This is a genomic window from Actinopolyspora mzabensis, from assembly GCF_900101095.1.
Classification (GTDB): Bacteria; Actinomycetota; Actinomycetes; order Mycobacteriales; family Pseudonocardiaceae; genus Actinopolyspora; species Actinopolyspora mzabensis.
In genome coordinates, this window is sequence record NZ_FNFM01000005.1 from 369,350 (window position 1) to 392,129 (window position 22,780).

General features: G+C 68.7%; 6 protein-coding genes. 1 reads left to right on the forward strand and 5 read right to left on the reverse strand.

All coding sequences use genetic code 11. The features are described from left to right. Window positions 1-218 precede the first annotated feature (218 nt). The gene (locus tag BLR41_RS10690) at window positions 219-2,984 is read left to right on the forward strand and encodes an AAA family ATPase (protein WP_245694060.1); all 2,766 of its coding nucleotides are present in this window, start codon (window positions 219-221) and stop codon (window positions 2,982-2,984) included. Window positions 2,985-3,103: 119 nt separating this feature from the next. On the opposite strand, the gene BLR41_RS10695 is transcribed toward BLR41_RS10690, so the two are convergent. The 5 genes from BLR41_RS10695 to BLR41_RS10715 all read right to left on the reverse strand — a co-directional run bounded on the left by BLR41_RS10695 (window position 3,104) and on the right by BLR41_RS10715 (window position 22,734). Further along, window positions 3,104-16,198, reverse strand: a complete 13,095-nt coding sequence (locus tag BLR41_RS10695) for a protein-glutamine glutaminase family protein (protein WP_092627856.1) — start codon at window positions 16,196-16,198, stop codon at window positions 3,104-3,106. A 380-nt stretch (window positions 16,199-16,578) separates the two neighbouring features. Continuing rightward, window positions 16,579-16,965 (reverse strand): hypothetical protein, encoded by a 387-nt coding sequence (locus BLR41_RS10700; RefSeq protein WP_092627857.1) that lies wholly within the window; start codon window positions 16,963-16,965, stop codon window positions 16,579-16,581. 44 nt (window positions 16,966-17,009) lie between these two features. Beyond that, the gene (locus BLR41_RS10705; protein ID WP_092627858.1) at window positions 17,010-17,480 is read right to left on the reverse strand and encodes a YbaB/EbfC family nucleoid-associated protein; all 471 of its coding nucleotides are present in this window, start codon (window positions 17,478-17,480) and stop codon (window positions 17,010-17,012) included. A 34-nt stretch (window positions 17,481-17,514) separates the two neighbouring features. Continuing rightward, window positions 17,515-19,191, reverse strand: a complete 1,677-nt coding sequence (locus BLR41_RS10710) for a WXG100 family type VII secretion target (RefSeq protein WP_092627859.1) — start codon at window positions 19,189-19,191, stop codon at window positions 17,515-17,517. A 36-nt stretch (window positions 19,192-19,227) separates the two neighbouring features. After that, window positions 19,228-22,734, reverse strand: a complete 3,507-nt coding sequence (locus BLR41_RS10715; protein ID WP_143013048.1) for a WXG100 family type VII secretion target — start codon at window positions 22,732-22,734, stop codon at window positions 19,228-19,230. Between the last annotated feature and the right edge of the window lie 46 nt (window positions 22,735-22,780).

Below are 22,780 nucleotides of genomic sequence, written 5' to 3' on the forward strand. Positions count from 1 at the left end.
GGAGGGAGATCCCTCGCGTGGCGCACAATGGATCCCCATGAGATCGAGGTACGTCCTCCTGTCCGAGGCTCCGCCCCACATCGCGCGAGCGAATTCGGAGGGTGGGAGCACCGAGAACCGTCCTCGTGCGGAAATCGGTGATCGACGTGGTTGACTCCTCGCGGTGGGAGCCGCGTCCGGCGCCCTCCCCGGAACAGGGCGATCGGTCGGTGACTTCGATGTTCGGCAGGCGAGCGCTGGTCGAACGGTTGTGCTCCGGCGCGCGGTCCGGTGTCCCGCCGCTGACACTGCTCACCGGTGAGGCGGGCAGCGGGCGTTCGGCGGTGCTGAACGCCGTGGCCGGTGAACTCGCCGCGGCCGGGGCACGGGTGGTGTCCATACGGGTCGGAGAGCACGAACGAGCCACCCGTTACGGTGTGCTCTACCGGCTGTTGACCGCCCTGGAGGAGATCGGAGGGCGAGAGCCGGCTCCCCGCCCCGCGCGAGACTCGGTGCTCGGGCTCGTCGCCCGACTCAGCGCCGACACCGGTCAAGGCCCCTCCGGGGAGGCTTCCGAGCGGCTCGCGAACACCGTGCTCGCCTCGGTGCGTGGATACGCGCCGTTGACCGTGCTGATCGACGACGCGCAGTGGGTGGATACCGCCACCGCTTCGCTGCTCGACCGGATCACGCGCCTGTTCGCCGGGCAGGAGTGTTCGATCGTGGCGACGTGGCGAATCGGGTACTCCAGCGGGCCGGCCGGGCAGCTGCGTGCCACCGAGCTGGATCGCCTGGTGACCGAGGGGTTCGCTCGGTTCGTCCCGCTGCGCCCGCTGAGCCGGGCGCAGAGCGCTGCCTTCCTCGCGGACTCGGTTCGGGCCGTGCCCGATGCCGAACTCGTCGACCGACTGCACACCGCGAGCCGGGGCAACCCCGCGGCGTTGCGTTCGATGATCGAGGTGCACCGGCAGGCCGGGGTGCTGCGGGTCGTGGACCAGCACGCCTACACGCGGCCCGCGGTGGAGTGGCCGTCGCTGTCCGAACGACACCCCTTGCTCGCCCCGATCCACGAGACCGGCTCGGTGTACTGGTCGGTGGCTCGTGCGATGGCGGTGCTGGCCCCGCTGGACGAGAACGCGGTCGCACTGGCCGCCGAGGCACTCGACCTCGATCCGGACACCGTGCGTGTCACGTTGGACTCGCTCGTGGCCGACCGGGTGCTGGTCGGATTTCGCGGAGCGCGGCAGCGGTGGCGGTTCCGGATCCCGGCGGTGCGGGACGCGCTGGAGTCCTCGTTGGGGCCCTACGAGCGTCGCAGGCTCTGCGCGCTGGCAGCGACCGCCGTCCGGGACGGCATCGCCGAACCGGCCGACGTGAACTACCTGCCGGACCGGCTGGCCGACGCGGGCAAGCTGGTCGACCCGCGGCGTTCCACCGAGCTGTTGCTGGCGCGCAGCGTGGAGGTGATGTTCACCGACGGGCTGCACGCCGTCCGCTGGTTGCGTGCGGTGCTCGACCGGGCGAGCGATCCGGAGCAGCGCGCCGTGGCGGTGCTGACCTACAGCGCCGCCTGCGCCATTCACGGCCGGATGGCCGAGGCCGTCGACGGTGCTCGGGCCACGCTGCTCGAGCACGCCGACCGGTTGTCGGTCGAGATGCTGCAGGAGGTCGCGATCGTGTACGTGACCGGTCTCGCCGCCTGCGAGCGCTGGTCGGAGCTGCACCGGCTGGGAGAGGGCGAGCCGCCACCGGTGCCCGGCGGCCCGGCCAACGAACTGGTCACCCGCGCCTTCGCGCTGATCGTGCAGGGGCGCTGGGCCGAGGGTGACCGGTTGCTGGCCGAGAACCAGCAACTGTGGTCGACGGCGAATCCGATCACCGCCGACTTCGGACACATGTTCCGGGGTGGCTCCGGAGTGCTGCTGGGCGATCCGAGCACACTGCGCCGAACCCTGGCGGATCCGGATCTCTGGTCCGCTTCGGAGTACCCGCAGCACCGTTTCGAGCAGGCGCGCTACGAGGTCGACATGCTGCTCCAGCTCGGTGAGTTGGGCGAGGCGATGCGGGTGCTCGACGAGCGGGAGCTCGCCTTCGAACAGCTGCAGGCTCCGGACCAGTCGCTGGTCCTGCTGCTGCGGGGTGAGCACTCGAAGGGATTGGACGTCGCGCGTCGCAGTATCGCCGACGGTGTGCACTCGGCACGCCCGCTGGCTCCGGTGCGAATGGCCCACGGTGCGGCCGGTGCGCTTACCGGGCGTGGCTGGTTGAGCCGGGCCCGGCAGCTGATCGGTATGGTTCGTGGCAGGCACATCGGCCATGTGCTCGATCACGCCGAGTCGTGGGTGCTGTACGCGCTCGGGGCGGAGTCCGAGGCCGACGAGCTGCTGCGTTCCGGCCTGCGCTCCGCCGACGAGCACGGCTTCGTGCTGGGGACCGACTGGATGTGGGCCGATCTCGCCGTCCGCGAGCACCGGCGTGGTGCGACCGCTGGTGCCGAGGAGTGCGTGCGCCGGAGCGGTCTGGTGGTCGAGGCGCTGGGCACCGGGCGATCCGAGATCGCCTGGTTGCTCTCCCGCGCCCTGGTGCACGGCGATCGGGACTCGGGGCGGGCCGCGGTACGGCTGGCCCGCGAGCGCGCGATGCCGGACGAGATGGCCTGGACCTTCCTCCGGGCCGCTCGGTCGGGTGTGGACCCGGCACGGCTGCTCTCGGAGGCCTACGAGCTCTTCGGTGCGCTCGACGCGCTGCTGTGGCGCGCCAGGACGCGCGGGATCATGCGGAAGCACGACGTCTCGGTGCCGGGGCGTGGTGTGGCCACGGCGGAGAACGAGCGACTGCTCGCGGTGCTGGTCACCGAGGGGTTGGGAAACCGACAACTGGCGACGGTGCTCGGCACCAGCGAGAAGAGCGTGGAGGGCAGGCTGACTCGGATGTTCGCCCGGACCGGCTACCGCTCGCGGGTGGAGCTGGCCGCGGCCATGCTGACCGGTGAGTACACGCCCTGAGAAGCCGTGTGTTCGCCGGTCGCGTCCCCGATGTCGAACCGCCGATGGGTGGACGGGGGCGGGCGGAGGCGGAAACGCGGCCCGCTACCCCGGCGGCGGATCAGCGTGGTTCCCGGGGATCAACCGCCACCCGGCCGGCCGCTCCCGGGCGCCGGGGCGAGGAAGCTCGCCAACGCGCTTCGCGGCGGGGCCGCCCCCGGGTTGTCCTCCCGCAGCGGTCGGACCTCACCGGAGGGGGCGTCCTCGAACACGTCGCGATAGCCCACCACGTGCTCGGCGCTTACCCCGCCGGGAAAGACGATCTCCTGCTGGTCCGGAAAGGGAGAGGCTACGTCCAGTGTGGCGTTGACGTCGATGCCTCCCGGAGCGCGGAAGGTGTAGAGGTATCGGTAGGTCGAGCCGAACACGCGGTCCGGGTTCTTCCAGCGAAGTCGGGACATCATGTCCGGGTCCCTGGTGGCGCTCATGAAGTTGGTGTCCCGGTGGCCGTTGACGACGTAGTCCAGCAGGTGCCGTCCGGTGCCGTTGCCCTTCGGCAGCAGCCCGCCCTCGGCGAGGATCTGTTCGGGCGGCTTGTTGCTGAAGTGGTACAGCTCACCGTCGTCCTGGCGCCACAGCGCGTTGGGCAGCGTGAACCCGGTGTCGGCACCGTCCGGGGCGACCGAGTCCGCACCCCGTGGTGGCACCGGGGAGGCCGAGGCCACTTCGGGCAGGCTCTCGGTCCGGAACTGGCTGTGGCCGATCGGCTCGTCCGTCAGCTCCCCCAGGTACCACTCGAACACCGGTATGTCACGCAGCAGCCTGCCACCGGTGCTGCTGACGAAGCTCCCGTCCGAAGGACCCGCCTCCTCGTAGAAGGCCATCAGCCCCGTTCCGCCGTGCCAGGCCAGGAAACCGGTCTCGGAGTCACCGCGCACCTCCCAGGAACCGTCGTGGCTCCGGGAGACGGGCGCGAAGCCGTCCCGCACCTCGGTGTACTGCTGCGGGGGTGCGGCGTACGGGTAGTCCGGTTCGTCGGGGGTAAGCGGGGCCGGTCGGGGCGGTACCGACCCCGCGGAGTCGCTACCCGTCGGGAGCGGGATCGATGTCTGCCCGCCGTGGAGTTCCGATCGCACCTCCTCGGTGGTGTCTTGCTGGGTTTCGGAGGTGTGGGGCTCCTCCGAGTCGACAGGTCGGTGCTCGGAGTCGGTCCGTTCGTCGTGGTTCTCGCTTCCGGAACCCGGCTGCTCGGTCCGATCCGAAGTCGACTCCGGCGCCTGCTCCCCGGGCGATTCCCGAGCCCGCTCCCCGGTCGTTTCGGAGGGCGGTTCCGTTTCGTGCAGTCCCAACCGGAGCAGTCCGTCCCGGTCCACTTCCAGCAGTATCGGCTCGTCCTGCCCGGTGCGCAGCGGCTTTTCCCACTCCGCCGGATTCTCGCCACGGTAGGACGGAGTCAGCTCCCACTCCGGTGTCACCCGCACCAGGTAGCGGGTCTCCTCGCGCCTGTCCGTGGCTTCCTCGCTGGTGGAGTTCTCCACCGACTCATCGGTGGTCCAGTCCCCCAGGGTCCGGTTGACGCTGACCAGGCCCTGGTGTGGTCGCAGTGGTGCTCCCTCCAGCCCCGGTTGTCGGAAGTCCATCGAGCTCATCGAACCCGCCTGGCCGCCGCGTTGCGAGGTCGACCTCATCTCCCGTTGCTCGGTGTCGGTGTGGGTCAGCGAGCCCTGCTCGATCTCGCCGAGCAGTTCGCGACGGCTCAGATCGGCGTTGATCCGCACCGACTCCAGACGTCCCCCCGCGAGATCGACGGTGTGGCCACCGTCGGAGAGCGCGTTGCGCAGGTTCGAGCGCAGGTGGCCGACATCGGTGGCGGTGTGCAGTCGGGAGGCGTTGCCCGGACGCAGACCCGGCCTGGGCGGTTCCAGTTCGGGGTCACCGTGCGCGAGCTTGCCGAGCTCCTCGTGCAACGCCGGGGCGGCGAACGGCCGCACCCGCACCTTCGCCTCCGCCGACCAGGCGGGCTGATCCGCCCGGTTTTCCCCGCTCTGCCGGAACGAACCGTCCACCCGGGTCATGGGCTCCGGGGTCGGCCCGTCGACGGGCAGCACCTCGGAGCGGGGGACGGTGGAACGCATCGCTCCGCGCAGTTCGAAGCTGCTGCGCCACGGCTCCCCGAAGCGGCGCGGGGCGAGCCGGTCGAACCACTCGCCCAACCGGTTGCTGTAGGTGCCCGGCCGGGCGTAGGGGTAGACCTCCATGTCGATGGTCAGGTCGTGCAGGAACCGCACCCCGTCCTCCTTGCCGGTGGCGGTGGCGGAGTGCTCGGTGCTCGCGGTGTTCTCGAAGCCGCGTTTGTTGCCGTAGGCGCCGGTGAAGCCGTGCATGTGCACGCTGCCGGGGTTTCCGCTGGTCCCGTAGAAGGGCGACACCCCGAGCATGGTGTTGAAGTCCCACCCTCGCTGGTCACCTCGTCCCGTGGCGCCGCTGTTGCCGTGCGAGTCCGTCGTGGTGTGTTCGGACAGCGTCCCCTGATAACGCCCCGCACCGGGCCGTGCGTGCAGCACCACCAGCTGCTCGACCTTGCCGAAGGGGGTGTCCCCGGTGAGGTGCACATGCCGCCCCCCGTTGAGCATCTCCTCCACGGCGTTGTTGAAGCCGTGCCTGCTGCCCAGCTGACTCAGCACGTCGTCGACGAGTCGTTCGTTGATCGCGTCGAACTTCGCCACGCTCGGCTGTCGCTCCACCCGAGGTTTGCCCAGCGCCTCGTAGGCGAGGTCGAGCATCCGAGCGCGGGCACCGGGTCGCCCGTGTTCGCGGGACCACCCGTCCAACCGCTGCCGCACCTGTTCCAACAGCTCCCGCGCGGCCCCCAGCCGGTAGAGCTCGACCCTGCCGCTGCCGCGCCCCACGTTCGCCGGGGGACGCACCGTGGAACGCTCCTCGTCGGTCGCCGTTCCGGAGTCACCGTTGCCCCGCGTCGCCTGTGGCGCGCCCTCGGAGGTGGTTCCCCGCTGGTGTCCCGTGTCCGTGTCCGGTCGCTCGGGGTCCGGTCGCTCGGTGCCCGAGTGCTCCGAGTTGCTCCGGTAGTGCTCGACGTCCTCATCGGACAGCCGTTCGACGTCGGAGTCGTTCAGCCTGCCGACCTGGTGCAGTTCCGACGCGGGGACCCACACCTCGACGGCGTCGGGTACCCGTACCCACTTGCTCTGCTCGTCCGGATCGCCGCGGTGCAGCAGTCGGGTGGGGTCCTGCCAGGCGTGCCGCGTCGAGGTCCGCACCTCGTGCACCGCGTCGTAGCGCACCAGGTAGCCCCGCTCGGAGTGCCGGTTCGAAGAGCCGCTCTTCGCGGTGTCGGCCTTCGAGGTCTCGGCGTTCTCGGTGGTGTACTTCCCACCGGCCTCGAAGGACGGGCCGATCAGCGCCGCCGGATTGCCACTCGAGAAGTAGTGCGTGATGTCGAGCCCGGCCCGGTAGCTGCGGTTCCGCTTGGTCTTGGAGTCCAGACCTCGCTCCGCGCGCTCGTCGGTACCGCCGAAGCGGTGCGCGTCGTCCCTGCCGACCACCCGCGGGGTGTCCAGCCTGGTGGACAGGTCCGCTCTGGCGGTCAACTCCCGGTTGCCCACCATTCCACCGGAGTTGTGGGTCTGCAACCAAGTGGTGTCGCGGTGCAGCGCCGCTCGTTCGAACCGGGCGGCACGAGCATCGGTGCTGGTGAAGGACTCCATCGCGTCGAGTGCGGCGTTCCGCTGGTCGAGCGCGCCGCTGCTCCGGTCACGGCTGCTGGTCATCCCGTGATTGACGGACTCGTCGAAAGCCGGGGGCCTGCCACCGACGAGCGGAGTCGTCAGTCCGCCCAGCCACCATGACCCCGTGATCGCACCGAGCATGTCCGTCATGGTGCGGCGCAGCCCCGGCACGGGTTTGAGCGTTTCCAGCTCGAATCCCGCCGGGAGGTGCCCTTCCCGGTGGCCGCGCGGTGCCCGACCCCGTTGCCAGGAGCCGGTCGTTCCGTTCCCGCGGGTTTCCGCTCCGGTGCCCCCGTTTCCCCGCCCAGGGTCCCGGTTTTCCCGCTCGTCGCTCCTGGTGTCGGGTTCGGACCTCGACTCGTCGAAGTGGATCCCCGTGCGCTCTGGTGCCGATACCCGCACCTCCGAGCTGATCCTGCTCGTGGTTGCCTGGTCCGGTCGGTCCGACCACCGGCCGCCGATCCGCACCTCGAACTCGGTCGGGTAGCCGAACTCGTGTACCGGGGAGCTCTCCGAGGAACGTTCGTAGCCGGTCAGATGCGAGCTGGTCTCGCCCCGACTGTTCGAGGTCTCCACGGCGGCTTGCAGCCCGGAGAAGTTGTTGTGCTCGTCGGGCCCGATCGGGTTGGGGATCGAGGCTGGGGTGATCCCGCTGATTCCCGCCGTGGTGGTACTGCCGTGGCCGCGTCCGGCGCTGTGCCCGTCATGTCCCCCGATACTGCTCTTGCTCGTCTCACCGTCCGTGCTGCCCAGGTATCTGGCCCCGGAGCGGTCCATCGCGCCGCGTACGAACACGTCCGGAGCCCCCGGTTGCATCGAGCCCAGGGGCAGGCGCAACCCGTCTCCACCGGTGATCTCCCTGGGGCGGTTGCGCACGAAGGTGTTGAGCCGTTCGGCGAGGTCGGGAAGGTCCTTGCCCGGTAGGGTCCCGTCGGCGTGCAGCTTGCTCAGCACTGGTCCGGTGATGGCCCGCACCGTCTGTTCCGGCAGGCGGTGGTGGGCATCCAACCGGTCCGGGGTCCGGTGGCGATCGGCCCCCGCGGGGTCGGCCGTGTGCTCCCGCCGTGGCGTCTCGGGAGCGTCGTTGCCGGAGGTTTCCCCGGCGCGGTCGGGGTTCGGTTCGCTTTCGGCGGTGCGGGAGTCCTGAGTCGTTCCGTCGTCGGTGCCGCGCGTCCACACCGTGGCCGAACCGTCCACTCGCAGCAGCCGCTCTGGTTCGTACCGCTTCACTGATCGCGGGTCGTGCGGTTCGGCGTTCTCGCGGCTGGCGTGTTCGTTGTCCCGGTTGGGTTCGTTGTCGCCGGAGACGTTCTCGTTGTCGTGGTGGGATCCGTCGTGCGGGACCTCACGTTGTTCGTTGCCCACCCGCACCAGGTACCGCATGTCGAGGCGTTGTTTGATCAGTCGTCCTCGGTAGTCGCTGGTGGTCTCGCGTTCGTGACCGCTGGAGAGGGTGTCCTCGTTCCGGGTGCTGCGGATGTGCGAGACGCTCGGTCCGGCCAGCGCCCCGGTCAGATCGGTGATGTCGCCCCCGGCCACCCACAGTCCGCCCCCGCGCTGGCGGGTGTTCGCCTGTCCTGAGGTGGACTCCGCCTTGTCCTTGGCGGTGTGCTTGACCGTCCCCTCAACGTCGGGAAGCCGCTGGGCGTTCGCACCGTCGGCGATGCCCACCACTATCTCGGTCGGAGTCCGCTTCCCACCGAAGGAGAAGCTCCTTCGAACCGGCCCCTCGAACACCTCCTCACCCAGCGAGTGCAGCCAGTCGCGCAGTTCCCGGCCCGCTGGATCTCCGACCCGCAGTCCCAGCTCCTCGGACACCGCGCGCTGGACGTCACCGAGACCGGAGAGCTCGACGTGCTCGATCTCGCCCCGGTGCCGCCAGGGCTCGGTCGAATCACGTGTGGTGTTTTCCGGCCAGGTCAGGCGCACCTTCGCGTCGGCGGAGCCGTGCTGGGTCACCTCGTCGTTCCAGCTGAACCGGCCCGGGGTGCGCAGGGTGATCCGGTAGTCGACCGTGTGTTCGGCCGTCCGGCTCGGGCTGTCGTGCTCGGTGAGCGTGGTGGTTTCCTCGTGCGTGTTCCGCGCGGTCAGGTCCGACTCCCGGGAGTTGACCAGGCCCGCCACCTGCAACTGCGTCAGCAGGTACAGCCACGGTATCCGGATGTTGAACCCGCCGGTTCCCAGCGGGGAGCGTTTGTTGGTGGAGCTGTGCCGGGAACCGTCGTGCGTCCGCGAACTGGTGAACTCCTCGGTTCCCTCGCGTGAGCCGTTACCGGCTGCCTCGCGCAGCCCGGCCACGTCCAGGCTGATACGCCCGCCGTGCTTACCGGCACGGGGCCCCAGATCCACCTCGTAGCTGCCCTCGGCCGAATCGTGGAACTTCCGCCGCAGGTTCTGGTCGGAGAAGGCGATCTCGACGAAGTCCCGCAGGTTCGGATTGTTCCGCAGCCGTTTGTTCCCGGTGAGCAGTTCGAGCACCGACTCACGCACGGACACGCCGTCGATGTCCTCGGCGACCTTGGGGCGGTCCGCCCTGAGCCGGTCGAGCGGGATCTCGCGCGAGCCTCCGGTGGTGGTCCCGTGCTGCGTTGGCGACTCCGCATCCAACGTGGATTGTGCGTTCGTCTCCGGTCGGGCGGCCGTGGTGAGGGGAGCGGGTGCCTGATCGTTCGCCGCGTCGCGTATCCGGTCGAACTCGCCGAGGACTTCGTCGGCGAACGCGCTCGTGCTCGATCGCTGCTCGACGGTTTCGTTCGCGGTGCGGTTCGTTGTCGAGGTGCTTCGGTCCGGCTGTTCGATGTCGGATCGCTGGTGGAAGGTCTCCAGCTCGATCTCTTCGGGGATGGGGGGCAGGCGATTCGGTCGTGCCCGGGCCGAGGCTACGTGCGACGTGTGGGTGGCGTCGTGCTCCGCCGGACGGATCCGTGCGGCTCGTTCGGATCGGGGGCCTCCCCATTCCTCACGGGGCAGGGTCGAGGAGTCGCTGTCTTGGTCGCCCCGCTCGTTCCGGGATGAGGATCGGTCCCGGACCGCTTCTGGAGTGGATTTTTCCGTCTCGTCGTGCGTGATCGCTGAGTCGTTGTCCCGGTTTTCCGTCGAGCCGCGCGCATCGGTGGGAAGGGGGTGGAAACGGTCTTCGGAAGGTGGTGTTTCCGAGTTCCGCTCCTCGGAACCACGAGGAGCACCCGTATCAGCCCCGTGGTCTCCGGGGGCCATCAGTTGTTCCTGTGTCCGATCCGGTTTGGTGAGGATGATCCTCGGTGTCGAGTTCGCGTTGTTCTCCGGTGTGCTCGCCTGATCGGCGTCGCTCGTTGCCTGCTGCTGCCTGCCGTCGTCCTCGTTGTCCCGGTCCTCGTTGTGCCGGTCCTCGGGGTTCGGTCCGGTGGTTTCCGATACGGGCTCCCGCGCCCCGTCTCCCGACGGGTCCCTGAGCTCGATCTCCTCGGGTTCCGCAGTCGGCTCATCCGAGCGCGGCTGCGGGGGAGTGGAGTGGAGTCGTTCCGCTTCGGGGTCGGGGTTCGCGGTGCTCGGGCTGTTCTCGGACGGGAGGTTGCTCTCGGGCCGGGTCTCGTCGGCGGACCGGGGGATGATGTCGGGGCGGGCGCCCTGGCTGTGTGCGGTGTTCTCGATGTTCCAGAGGTGGCGGGGTTTGAGGTGGGGATCGTGGTTGACGGAGTGGCCCATCAGGCCGTTGTCCAGCCGAACGGAGTTCTGTGAGGGGTGGGGTCGGCCGGTGTGCACGTCGGTGGCCCGTGGCGGGTCGCCCCGGTTGAACACACGGCGGGTGTCCGGGCTGTCGAGCGCACCTCGTGGGTCCGGGGACTCGTCCGGGAGACCGAAGTAGTGGCCGATCTCGTGGGCGTGGATGTTCGGGGAGGCGTGGATGTTCCAGTGGGTCTGTTCGGTATGTCCCTCGCCGCTGACGCGGATGGTGTCGTGGGCTTCGGCCGGGGTCTCGACGAATTCGACGCGGGCGTGGAACTGGTCACCCGAAGGAAGCCGGTTCCCCTGGTTGAACAGGTTGTCCACGGTCTCGGTGAGCCGGTCGCGCAGCTCGCGGAGCTGGTCCGGGGTGATGGTGGGGTCGGGGGCGAGGTGGGCGCGGAAGGTGTACTCCTGCACGCCCTGCCCCGCCACGTCCATGTGGCGGAGGTCGTAGCGGATGCGGCCCTCGTAGAAGTCCAGGTTGTCGGCCGTGCTGTGCATGCGCACGTCGCGGACCTCGGTGGCGACCTCGTGGGCCGGAGTGTGCTCGCGCTGCTCGCTCCACTGCTCGGGACGTACGGGCGTGGCATCGGGCTCGAACCAGTCGGCTGTGGAAGCGGTGCTGTGCTTCCACGACCTGTCCCACGAGGAGGGTTCGCTACCGCCGGTGTTCGAGTCGTGCTCCCGCGACGACGTGTCCTCGGTTCGGTCGGAGCTGCCCGTGTCCTCGTCGGTGCCCAGCGGAGCGGGGCGACTCCCGGAACCACCGGAGTGTTCTCGGAAGGTGTGCGGGTCGTTCCACTGGGAGAAGGTGCGTGAGCTCGACGAGTCGGGCGCGAACAGGGCGCCGGGGTTGACCGTCCCGTCGGACGGCGGCGCGTCCTGCGGCACCGAATCGGTCGCTGTCGTGTCGTTGCCGCCGGGGTTTCCGCCGCCGTTCGGATCGAAGTTGCCGATGTCGAACGCGTGCGGGTCGAAACCGCCGGTGGTGTCGTTGAGCAGCGCGTTGAACACGGGATCGTTGAGCAGCGCGTCCAGCCGGTCCTGAACCCCCGGGGCGAACGAGCCCGGTGCTGAGGAACCCGGCGCGAACAGGTCGGTGCTGTCCAGGGTGTTGCCGGTCAGGTTGGTGGGGTCGAAGCTCAGCGAGTTGAGGTCGTTCGGATCGATCGAGAAGGTACCGGGATCGTTCTGGTATATCGCACCAACGTTGTTGAGCAGGTTCTCCAACCGCGCCCGGCTTTCGGCCCGTTGTTCGGCCGTGTCGTTGTGCTGCACCAGCAGGTCCTCGTCGTACTCGCGTACCTGTACGTCGGCGTCCTGGAACGACTGCGGATTCAGCATCGGATTCCACGGTTCGGGAAAGAACAGCGCGCTGGGATCGGAGGCGATTACCATGGCGCGTCCGTTGGGTGTCAAACTGCTGTCGATGCCGATTTCCCAACCATCGGGATTGGTTATGAAATCCGTGTCGAGGACCTGCTGGATGCGCTGCGGGGATCCCCCCAGGATCTGGGTCGTCTCGTTTCCGATCTCGACACCCATGTTGGACAGCCAGCTGTCGAGCGGCGCCGGACCGTCGCTGGTGGAGGGGTCGAGCACGTGCACCTTCGGGCCTTCCGGAGTGTTGACGTTGACCGCGGGCGCGACGTGGTATCTCCAGTTGACCTGCCCCGGCAGGCCGGGCAGCGCGTCAGCGGAGTACGGCGTTCGCACCGACAACCCCGGGCTGGCGCTCGCCACGAAGATCTTGCTCGGCGCGGCCCCCATGCGTTGCAGGTCCAGTGCCCACAGGTGGGCGCGGATGTAGCAGCCGTCCTCCGGGTGATCGGTGCGGATGGTGGTGCGACCCCGTGCGTGGTGTTCGAAGGTGGACTGCTTGAGCTGCTCGTGCCAGTACGACGCCTGTTCCACCGACACCGGATCAGTGGAGTAGCCACCCATGGCGTTCCACACCTCGTGGGAACGCCAGGGAGCTGTGCTCATCAGATCGGAGATCAGTTCGCTGCCTGTCTGCCTCCGATAGGCGTCCTGGATCGCCCACAGTGCGCGAATGTCGCGGCCGACTCCGTGCAGCATCGTCATCGCGCCGTCGAATCGACCAGCCGAGTTGTGCCGGACCAGTTGCCCGGCGAAGTTCCACACCGACTGGTTGTAGGCGGGGTCGTATCCCATTCCCGGCGGGGCGGAGGTCGACGGCGCGCCGGGCTGGACCGGGCCCGTGACGTAGTCGCGCGGCAGCCCCAGCAGGTCCATCGCCCGGAAGTAGTTGGGGCGGTCGAGGTTCAACGCCAACGGCATCCACAGATCCATGCCACCGGTACGTGCCCGGAAGCTCTCCTGCAGCGACTGGCTCGCGGCCGGATCGCCCCGCAGCTGATGGAGCTCGCGGAGAACCGCGCCGCTGTCTACCGGAGTGGCGGACAGCAACCCGTGCAGCACCTCGGCCCGCAGGTTCGACTCCATCGTCGGCGCCGGTCGTGTCGGTGCCGATTCGTTGTCGGCCACGTCCCGACCACCGTTGTTCCGGGAGGACTCACCAGTGCGGTTGGGGGCACCGGTGGTCTCCACGGGTGTCTGGCGTGTCGTCCCCGAATCGGGCGTCGGGCGTGTGGGCTGTGCGGCAGTGCTCGGACGCCCGGTCGCACGAGGAGTATCACCCCGGCTCGTCGAGTTGGGGGATTCGGTGCGAACCTTCGACGGGTTGTCGCCGTTCGGAGTGGTGCTCCTGCCCGGGGCCGCGGTCTCCGAGTGGTTCGACACGGACAGCCCGGTGCTGCCGCGCTGTCCGGTGTTGTTCCACTGGGAACCGGAGCCGCTCCGGTCGACCGGGGGTGCCACTGTGCTGGGTGATTCGGCGCCGTTTTCCGTTTTCGTGCTCTGGCCGGTGTCCTTCTCGGCGTCCAGGGGCCGGTTGGTTTCCGCGTTCGGCCCGCTCTCGGTGGTGTGCGGTGCGGTTTCCGGGCCTTCGGAAGCCGTGTTCACCGGGGAGCCATCGAGGTCCGTGGGGGAGGAGGTGGAGGTGGTTTCGTTGCCCGAGCTGTTCTCCGAGAGTGCGGTGCTCCGGGGCGCTCCGGGCGTGCGGTCAGCGGAGTCCGGGCGCCCCGGAGTCGTGTTTCCGGTGCTGTTGCCGTGCCCGACGCTGGTATTCGACGGCGTGGACGAGATACCGCTTCCCTGTGTGGTGACCACGGGTGTCGGGCCGGATTCGCTGTTGTGCCGGGGGGTCGAGGTCTCGTCTTCCGGCCGAGCGGTGGTCTCCTCGACCCGTTCCGGGCCGGAGGCCGAGCGCGATCCGGTGTCCGCTGTTTCTCCGGGTACGTGCGTCGTCGTTCGCGACGATTCGTCGAACCGGGATCCGGTCGGTTCGGCCCGCTGATTCGACGGTTCCGTCCCGTCGGGACGCGTGTCGGTACCGGTATCGGTCTGCTCGGTGTTGGTGCGGTCTGAAACCGTGTTCCGGTCCGGTTCGGACGCGTTCGTATGTTCCGGCTGCGGAGATCCGGTGGTGTCGGTACCGCGCTGTGTATCGTCCGCGGCTTGCTCGGGGCTGGTCTCGGTGTGTGCGTCTGGTGTCCGCCGAACGGTGTTGCTCTCGGCGTCGAGGGTGGTGGAATGGTTCGAATCGTCGGTTCGGAATTCCGCGGTGGTGCGGGAGTCGCCGGATCCCGATCGTTCTCCGGCCCCGAAGGAATGATTGGTTTCGCTTCCCGACGTGGTCGTGTCCTGCTCCGGGGAAGTACCGGATTCCCGTGTGCCGCTCCCGGTGTGGACGCTCGTCGAGCCGTCCTGCCGGGCATCGGTGTTCGACGTGCCGTGTTGTCCGGCGTCGTTGTTCGGGGCCGATTCCGTGGCGGTGCTCGACGACCGGTCGGTGGTCCCCGCACCAACCGAACCGGGAGTGTCGGTGGTGGTCGTCGTTACTTCCGTGTCGTCGGCGAGTCCGGAATCTTCTCGAGGTGCGGCGATTGACTGCGGGGACTGGGCGCCGGGATCGCTGTGCTGGTTCTGGAACCGGGTGGAGTTCGGGCCGTTCTGCTGTGCGGTGTCCTCCGTGTGGATTCGCCCTCCGGCCACGACGGCGGGGTCGGTTTCGTCGCGCACCGCGCGCTGTTCCTGATCGGGCGCAGATTGTTCGGGGGAGTCGTGCTCCCCGGCGGACTTCAGGGATGTGGCCCCGTTCGTGCCCGTGCCGTCGTTCTCGTTCTGCCAGGTGCTCTCGTTCCGCCCAGTGACGGCCTCGGGATCTCGCTGCGTGCCGTTGTCCGAGGGGGTTTCGTTTCGTGAGCCGAATTCGTTCCCGACATCGAATTCGTTCCTGCCCGGAGCGTTCGCTCCGGCGCTCTCCCGCCCGGCGGCACCCTGACCAGCGCTGTCCTGATCCGTGGTGTGTCGCTCAGCGGTGCTGTCCTGGTAGGAGTCGTTCCCCTGCTGTGAGCGGTTCAGTCCGCTCGTGGACCTTTCCCGGTGCCCCGTCTCGTCCGTTGCCTCGTAGTTCGACTGCTCCACGCCGTCCGACCCCGAGCCGAAGGTGTTTCGGCCCGTTTCCGTCGCAGCCAGCGTGGTCCCGCTCAACCAGCTCCTGTCGCTCGCCCCGTCGTCGAGGGTGCTGCCGTCGCTGTCCTCACCGGTCCACGTGGACTCGCTGCCGAGATCGGTCCCGTCCTCGCTCGTCACCTCCCCCGGATCCCCGATCGTCTTCGGCAGGTCCTCCGCGCCGGGGCGATCGGTGTCGACGTCGTCGAAGTCACCCAGCCCGTCCAGGCCACTGGTGTCCGTCCCGCCCTCGACGTCGTCCCCGCCGTAGGAACCGTTGCCGCCGCCGCGTTTCTCGAACCCGTCGGCCATCGACGAGGTGAAGGAGAAGGGGTTCCACTCCTCCGAACCGAGCGCGGAGTTGGTCGCCCCGTCAGCGGCGAACCCCGCCCCGCCCTGGCCGACGATGTTGGCCGCGTCGAAGCCGAGTTTCCCGCCGGTGGTGTCGAGGAGGTCCTTCGCGCCCTGCCCGAGGATGCCCTCTGCTCCCTCCGCGTCCGGGCCGCGGACGACCTTGTCGTCGAACCCCTTGGCGAGATTGTCGGTGACGTTGTCGAACCCGTCGCCGGAGACATCGCCGATACCGCCCCGGGCGAAACCGCCGACGCCCCGGAAAACGCCGTACACGGCACCGCCCATCGCACCGCCGAGTGCCCCGCCGAGCGCCGCGCCCTGGGTGAAATCCTCGTTCCAGTCGGTGCGCACGCCGGTGAGCATCTGCATGCCCTGGATCACCGCGTCCAGCCCGACCTCGAGTGCGACCCCCGCCGCCGCACCGACGATGATGTTCTGCACCACCGTGCGGAACAGCGACGTGATCACCGCTCGTGCCGTGGCGGCCGCGGCCGCGGTGATCGCCTGCCCGATGCCGGGCAGCCAGGAGAAGGCCAGCGTCGCGGCCACGATCACCAGCTGCACGATGATGCTGATCTTCACGTACTGGATGTCGGCCGCGGTGTTCTTCGTCAACTCCGAGTGCTTGGCGGTCTTGTCGCGCAGGTCCTGCAGCATCGGCCGCAGCGTGTCGGTGACGTACTTCCCGTAGGCGTCGCTGAACTCGCCGTGCATGGTGGTGCCGATGTCGTTGGCCGAGCGGTCCACCGCGGCTTCCAGCTTGTCGATCGCCGCGGAGATGTCCGCCCAGGCCACGCTCATCCTGCGCAGCCCGTCCTCGTCCCCCTCGGGCCAGCGCTGACCGCCGACGATCTCCAGTGCCTTCTGAAGTCCTTCCGGGAGTTCTGTGGGCATGGGGGACGATTCCTTAGCGTGCGCGGTTTACAACTCATAACGGAACTGCGTAGCTGGCCGGGTAGCCGTCACGTGAGTCGGCGCCTTGCTGCGTCGGAGGGCACCTCGAGTAGCGGCCTACGCCACGCGCCCTCCCCGCCTTGCAATGCATCCGACTCACGCACCGGATCTCCTCGTCCTGCTCAGGCTGAAGCGCTTGGGGGAGGAAGCAGCCTTTCGTTAGAGGTTCTTAGTCTGCTCGGGTGGTTCCGTGAGGAACCGACGGGGAGTGGCGGTGTCACCGCGTTCGTCGCTCGCGCCGGGTCCGGTGAAGCGGCGGCTCCGCCGGGCCGTGCTCGGTGGGACGGCCGTTCCGGAAGGGCGTTACCGGACCCGCGCGGTCACGAGGACTTCTCGTTGTCCGGAGGAAGCATGTGCTCCGCCATCTTCGAGCGGTATTCCTCGAGCCGGCTCCGGTACTGCTTCATGACGTCACCGTAGGAACTGTCCAACTCCTGAATGTTCGATACGACGTTGGGCAGCCCCACGTCGGCGAACTCGGTGAGGGACTCCTGCAGCTTCCGCAGGCTTTCCCGCGTCTTGTTCGCCTCGTCCAGGTAGGACGATTCGAACTGTTTGCCGATCTCGTCGTCACTCCAGCAGCCGTGGTCCCGCTCCAGCTCGTAGTTCAGGCTTCGCAGCGATCCCTTGAACTCCTCGACTGCCTGGGACAGCCGTCGCCCCGCGTTCTCGGTCCCCGGAGCATCGAGGTAGGTCTCGGAAGTCATGTCAGTCTCCGCGGTGTTGTTGGGGAAGGTTCACGGTGGTGGGCTCAGCTCCGGTCCCAGCCGTCGTCCTCGGTCCTGTCGGAACTCTTCGACGGTGAATCGCCGTTGGCCTCGCGCACCAGGTCCAGCGACGGTTCCATCACCTTGCCGAGTACGTCGGCCAGGTCCGCCTGTCCGGAAGCGAGGTCGTTGAGATCCGTGCCGCCCATCGGGCTGCCCATGAGCTCCTGCATGGTCTCCAGGCTCTGCCGACGCGCCTTCTGCAGCGTCTCGGTGATCAGTGCGGAGAGCTCGGCCGGTGGCATCGAGCGGTAGCCGGTGGTGTTGAACTTCAGCTCGGTGAGTTCGCCGTTACCGTCCAACGTGACCGTGAACAGCTTCTTCGGCGCGTCCACCACGGTGGTGGTCTCTGCCAGCTTGCGCTGGAACTCCGCCAGCTTTCGTTGTTCCTCCTCGAACACCTCCAGCGCCGAGCTCAGATCGGGCATCTCGCGTCGGAAACCCTCGGATGTCATGTTTCCTCCCTGATCGTCGGAATTCGGATGTCGGTCAACGCCCGAGCACGCCGCCGGAGTCGCCTCTTTCACCCCAGACTTCCTCGTCCTCGTACCGCAGGGTGTTCCGATCGCGTTCTCGGTCGTCCCGATTACCGGTGCCTCCCGTGGGTGGCACCGAGCCGCCCGGTGCTCCGCCGAGCCTTTCCGGGCTCGCCGGCGGGCCGGTGCGGCCGGAGTTTCCCGTGGTGACGGCTGAGGGAATTTCGGCACTGTTCGCGAGGCGTCCGGTGCCGGTCGGGGCGGCGCCGCCGGTGGCGGTCCTGCCGTTCGCCGCCGAGTACGCGGTCGTGCCGCCGAGCTCGCCCGCAGTGCTCATCCCTGCAGCGCTCGCTCCGTAGGCGCTCGACGGGCTGACCACGGTCGACACTCGGGAGGGAGCCGTGGCACCGGGGGATACGGGCTTCGAGGTCCTGCTGCTCGCCACCTCGCCCTGCGTGGTGGGCGCGGCGTAGCCGGTGGACGTGCCCGGTGTGGAGTACTCGAGCCGGGACACCGGAACAGCGGTGCCGAACGTCGCGGCACCGGTTCCTGCTTCGTTCCCGGTCTCCGGGAGATCCGAAGCCGATTCGAGCTCGGTCCGGTGTTCGAGTCGCTCCTTCCCGCCGCGTTCCCGGCCGCCGGGGTTCGTGGCACCGACGGACATTCCGGGCGCGGCGAGCACGCCCGGGACCTCGGTGCTCGCCAAACTCGCCTCGACCCGCTCACCGCTGTCCGGAGTGATCTCGGTTGTCCGGTCCGTGTCACGGCCAAGCACACCGTCGCCCACCCGCGCCGCGCCGGCCAATGTCGTCGGCGCTCCGGTGCTTTTCACGAACGTTTCCGAAGCGCTCTCCGAACTCGTCGGGTGCGTGGTGGGCTGTGCGCTGTCCGAGAAGGATTCCTCGCCGCCGACCACCACGCCGTGCCGCAGCGTGTCGTTGGTGTCCGAAGAGGCTGATCGGGTGCCGCCGGTTCCGGTCCCGGGAGTCCCGGAATTACTCGTGGGGGTGTTGACACCGACGAAACCGGCTCCGCCCGTGGCGGTGATCGCATCGGTTCCCGCGGCCACACCGGGATCGACTTCGTTACCGGTCTCCCGGTGAACCGCATCGCGAACCTGGGTGCCCCGCGTGCTGTGGGGCGGAGCCTCGCGCAACTGCCCACCGACCTGCTGATAGATCCTCGCCAGGTCCCGCAGCACCAGTTGGGCGTGCTCGTTCTGCGCCTGCTCCTGGTGCCGGAGCTGCTGTTGCCCTTCCGGTGTTCCGGCCATGGCCGGATCGTCGGCCACGGCCTGTCGTCCGCTCTCGCGCTGGGAGCGCAACTCCCGCAACTGCCTCCCGGCGTTGGACGCCGCGTCCCCGAGATGACCGTGCAACGCCGAATAGCTCGGAGCCGAGATCGTTTCGACCAGCTGCTCCACGGTGTCCGTGATCCGCCGCGCCGTGGTCTGGAACTGCTGCGCGCCGGGCCCCTGCCAGGCTCCCTCGACCCGGCGCAGCTCGCGTCGAAACGCGTCGTTGGCCGTGCGCAGTCGTTGCGCGGTGTTCTCGAAGTGCTGTCCGTCCCGGTAGAACTGCTGCGGATCCGCGGCGGCCACCGCGGCGGCTGCGGTATCCAGCGTGTGGTGTTCTTCCACCCGCGGTACCTCGGATCGGTCCGATTGCTCGGCACCGTTCGGCGTGCTCATGCGTTTCCTCTCCAGACGTGCTGCCGAATCCGCGCGTTAGGTGTCGTGGCCCAGCACTGGTGGAGCGACTTCCTCGTCGTTCGTGAACCACGCGCCGTCGTCCTCGGTCAACCAGGTCGAGCGTTCCCGGTCCTGCTGGCCGCCACCGCCTGCTCCGGCCCCTCCGCCGCCCATCATCGGCGGCATCATCGGCATCCCTCGGCCGCCGGAAGCAGTCGTGCCCGGCGCCGTCGCCGCCGTACCGCTCCCGGGCCCGACAGTGGGCTGTGTCGAGCTCGGCGGTGTGGCGCTCAGCCCCGTGGTCGTGGCGTTCGCCCCGAGCGTGTTGCCCCCGCCCACGTTGTCGGGGATCGAGCTTCCACCACCGCCTACGCTGCCTACACCGCCCACACCACCGCTACCACCGCCGGTGAGCGCCGTGCCGTTGTCGGAACCGAGGCCGGGCAGGCTCGGGCTGTTCACACCCTCCGAGGCCACGTTCGCCGCGTTCCGCTGTGGTGCCAGGAAGTCGCTGAGGCTCCGGCTCTGCTGATCTCCTCCGTCCAGCGAGGACATCGCCTCGTCCCCGGCGGTGCGGCTGGTCTCCACCACGTCGTCGATCACGTCGCCGACCTCGTCGTAACTCAGCGGTCCACCATCCTCGGTGACTTCTCGCAGGCTCTCCTCGCCCGCGGTGCGGGCCTGCTCGACGACGTCGTCGAGGATGTTCTGGGCCTGCTCGCTCTGGGCGGCTTCGGGGCCGAGCAGTTCGTTCAGGGATTCCTGCCCGGCCGCACGGGCCTCGTCCGCCATGTCGTCGATGATGTCGTCGACCTGCCCCTGCCCGACCGAACCGCCACTGGTGTCCACGCCCTCGGCGTTGAGCGCATCGATAGCCCCCTTGCCCGAGGTCTCCATGGAGCTGCCGGCCTCGTCGAAAGCATCCGAGACCCGAGAACCCCCTGCCACGTCACTTCCGTCGCCGGAGGATTTCAGCGCGTTCATCGCGTCCTCACTGGCCGAACGGCCTTTCGCCAGCACGTCGTCGACGACTCCGCCCATGTCCCCCGCTGTGATGGGGTCGCCGTCCGAGGTGAGCTCGTCCAGGCTCTCCTGCCCGGCGCTGCGGGCCTGTTCGGTGACGTCGTCGAGGATGCTCTGGGCCTGCTCGCTCTGGGCGGCTTCGGGGCCGAGCAGTTCGTTCAGGGATTCCTGCCCGGCGGCACGGGCCGCGTTGGCCATGTCGTCGACGACGCCCCCGGCCTGCTCCCGCCCGATCTCCTGCTCAGCAGCCTCGGAACCCTCCGGGGCATCGGCGCTGAGTGCTTCCAGGGCATCCCGCCCGGCCTGCTTCGCCGCGTCGTCGGCGGCATCCAGCGCTTTGCCCAACTGCTTCGGTTCGAGTGCGTTCCCGTCCTGTCCGGACTCGCCGGTGCCCGAAGCGGCGCCGTCCGTACCACCATCCGTGGACTCTTCGGTCCCCTCGTCGCCGGTGAGGTCTTCGAGGGCTTGTTGGCCTGCTTGGCGGGCGGCGCCGGTGGCGTTGTCGAGTGCCTGGTCCACGGCGTTCTGGTCGATCGCGGCCTGATCGTCGCCGGAGCCGCTGCCGCTGCTGGAGCGGCTGCCGCTGGTGGGGCCGCTGCCGTTGCCGAGACCGCCGCCGCTGCTGTTGGGATCGGAGCTGCTGGTCGGTATGTCGCTGCCGCCGCTGTTGCTCCCGCCGCTGCCGTTACCGGTGAGGTCTTCGAGGGCTTGTTGGCCTGCTTGGCGGGCGGCGCCGGTGGCGTTGTCGAGTGCCTCGTCGACGGCGTTCTGATCGAGGGTCGATTCCTGCTGCCCGCTTTCGCCGTTCCCGGAACCGTTGCTGTAGTTCTTGCTGCCCTTGCTCCTGCTGCTCCCCGCGGTGCCGGAGCCGCCTGTACCACCCAGCACACCGCCCCCGCCGGAAACCTGGCCGGTGCCCTCGCTGCCTGTTCCTCCGCTGCCGGAGGACCCGGTGTCATCGCTGCCCTCGAACCGGGACATCGCTTCCCGACCCGCGGCTCGGGCGTCCTCGGACGCGTTTCGGGCCGCGTTCAGTGCCGCTTCCCCCGAACCGTTTCCGTCGCCACCGCCGGAGCCGACGTCCCGCGGGCGCTCGGTTGATCCGCTGTAGCCGGAACCGCCGTTCGCCAGCTTCGACACGGCCTCCTCGCCTCGGCTTTCGGCGTCCTGCCGAGCCTGTCGGGCCAGTTCTTCCTGCCGATCGCGCTCCGCGGCGAGTCCCTCTTCGCTGAGTTCGCCGTTCCCGTTCGTGCCACCTTCGGTCAGCGAGTCAGCGATCCCGTTGCCGTAGCCGTTCCCGTTGCCGTACTGGTGGCCGTAGCTGTTGTTGCCGTACCCGTTATCACTCCCGTACCGGTTGCCGGTTCCGTATCCGTTGCCGTATCCGTTCCCGTTGCCGTACTGGTTCCCGTATCCGTTGCCGTATCCGTTCCCGTTGCCGTACTGATTGCCGTATCCGTTGCCGTATCCGTTCCCGGTTCCGTATCCGTTCCCGGACCCGGTGCCGGGTAGGGAAGTGGTCAGCGGAGCAAGTGAACTGCCCGAGGCCTGATAGGTGTCGGCGACGGTGGCTACCACTTCGCGCGCCTTGTCCAGGATCTCCTTCGCGATCTTCTCGGCGGATCGGGCGGCAGCGGCGGCTCCCTTGACCGAGGAGCCCAGCGAGGCGAAGGCCTCGGCGTAGGCAGCCGCCTCGGCGTAGGCCTTCACCAGCGGGATGACCGCGTTCTTCCCGCGTGCGGCCATGTCCCCGGTCTCGGTGATGCCTTCCCGATAGCGGCCGTCGCGCAGCGAGGTGACGACTTCTTCGGCCGATTCCAACAGCTTCTCGGAGTACCGCTGGAAGGCCTTACCGGCTTCGCCCTCGAAGGAGTCCTTCAGCTTGTCGACCTGGTTCCGGAAGGACTCGTGCGCGGTGGAGAGTTTCTCGGTCATGTTCCCGAAAGCCGTGCCTGCCGCGCGCAGGCTGCCCGAGTCCCCGCTGAGTGCCTGCACGATCTGGGACATGGAGAACTGGGTGTAGTCCTCCAGCGGAGCCGGCGGAGTCGAGCCCCGTGCTCCGGTGGAGTCGCCGCCGGAGTACCCGGTGTCCTCGGCACCCTCCACTTCCACGCTCTCGTCGGAACCGGAGATGGTCTCCTCGGAACCGTCGAGGTAGTCCTGCGCCTCCTCGGACTCCTCGTCGGTGTACTCCTCCTCGCGATCCAGGGCGTCCTCCGAGTCGGTTTCGGAGTCGTTCACCCTGTCGTCGAAGTAGTCCTGATTGATCCAGACCTTGTCGTAGTCACCGCCGTCCTCGGCGAGCTCTTCGGGGGAGTAGAAGTGCCGGACACCGTTGTCGTCGGTGTGCTCCTCCTTGCGCTTCCTCTCCTCCTCGGTGAGCTCGTCGTCCTCGCCTTCCTCCGTGTTCTCGCCCTCCTCTTCCGGGTCCTCGTCCTCCTGGTTCTCCCTGTTCTCGTTCAGGGCTTCCCTGTTCTCCTGGTAGTCGAGGCCGTAGTCGGTGTCGTTGAGGGAAACCATGGGTGTGTTCTGCTCCGGTTCGGATGCGACGGAGTCCCCGTGGAAC

What these genes read in the sequence shown, in the direction of transcription:
- BLR41_RS10690 (WP_245694060.1), top strand. Translation starts at nt 219, where the DNA reads ATGTTCGGCAGGCGAGCGCTGGTCGAACGGTTGTGCTCCGGCGCGCGG.
- BLR41_RS10695 (WP_092627856.1), bottom strand. Translation starts at nt 16,198, where the DNA reads ATGCCCACAGAACTCCCGGAAGGACTTCAGAAGGCACTGGAGATCGTC.
- BLR41_RS10700 (WP_092627857.1), bottom strand. Translation starts at nt 16,965, where the DNA reads ATGACTTCCGAGACCTACCTCGATGCTCCGGGGACCGAGAACGCGGGG.
- BLR41_RS10705 (WP_092627858.1), bottom strand. Translation starts at nt 17,480, where the DNA reads ATGACATCCGAGGGTTTCCGACGCGAGATGCCCGATCTGAGCTCGGCG.
- BLR41_RS10710 (WP_092627859.1), bottom strand. Translation starts at nt 19,191, where the DNA reads ATGAGCACGCCGAACGGTGCCGAGCAATCGGACCGATCCGAGGTACCG.
- BLR41_RS10715 (WP_143013048.1), bottom strand. Translation starts at nt 22,734, where the DNA reads ATGGTTTCCCTCAACGACACCGACTACGGCCTCGACTACCAGGAGAAC.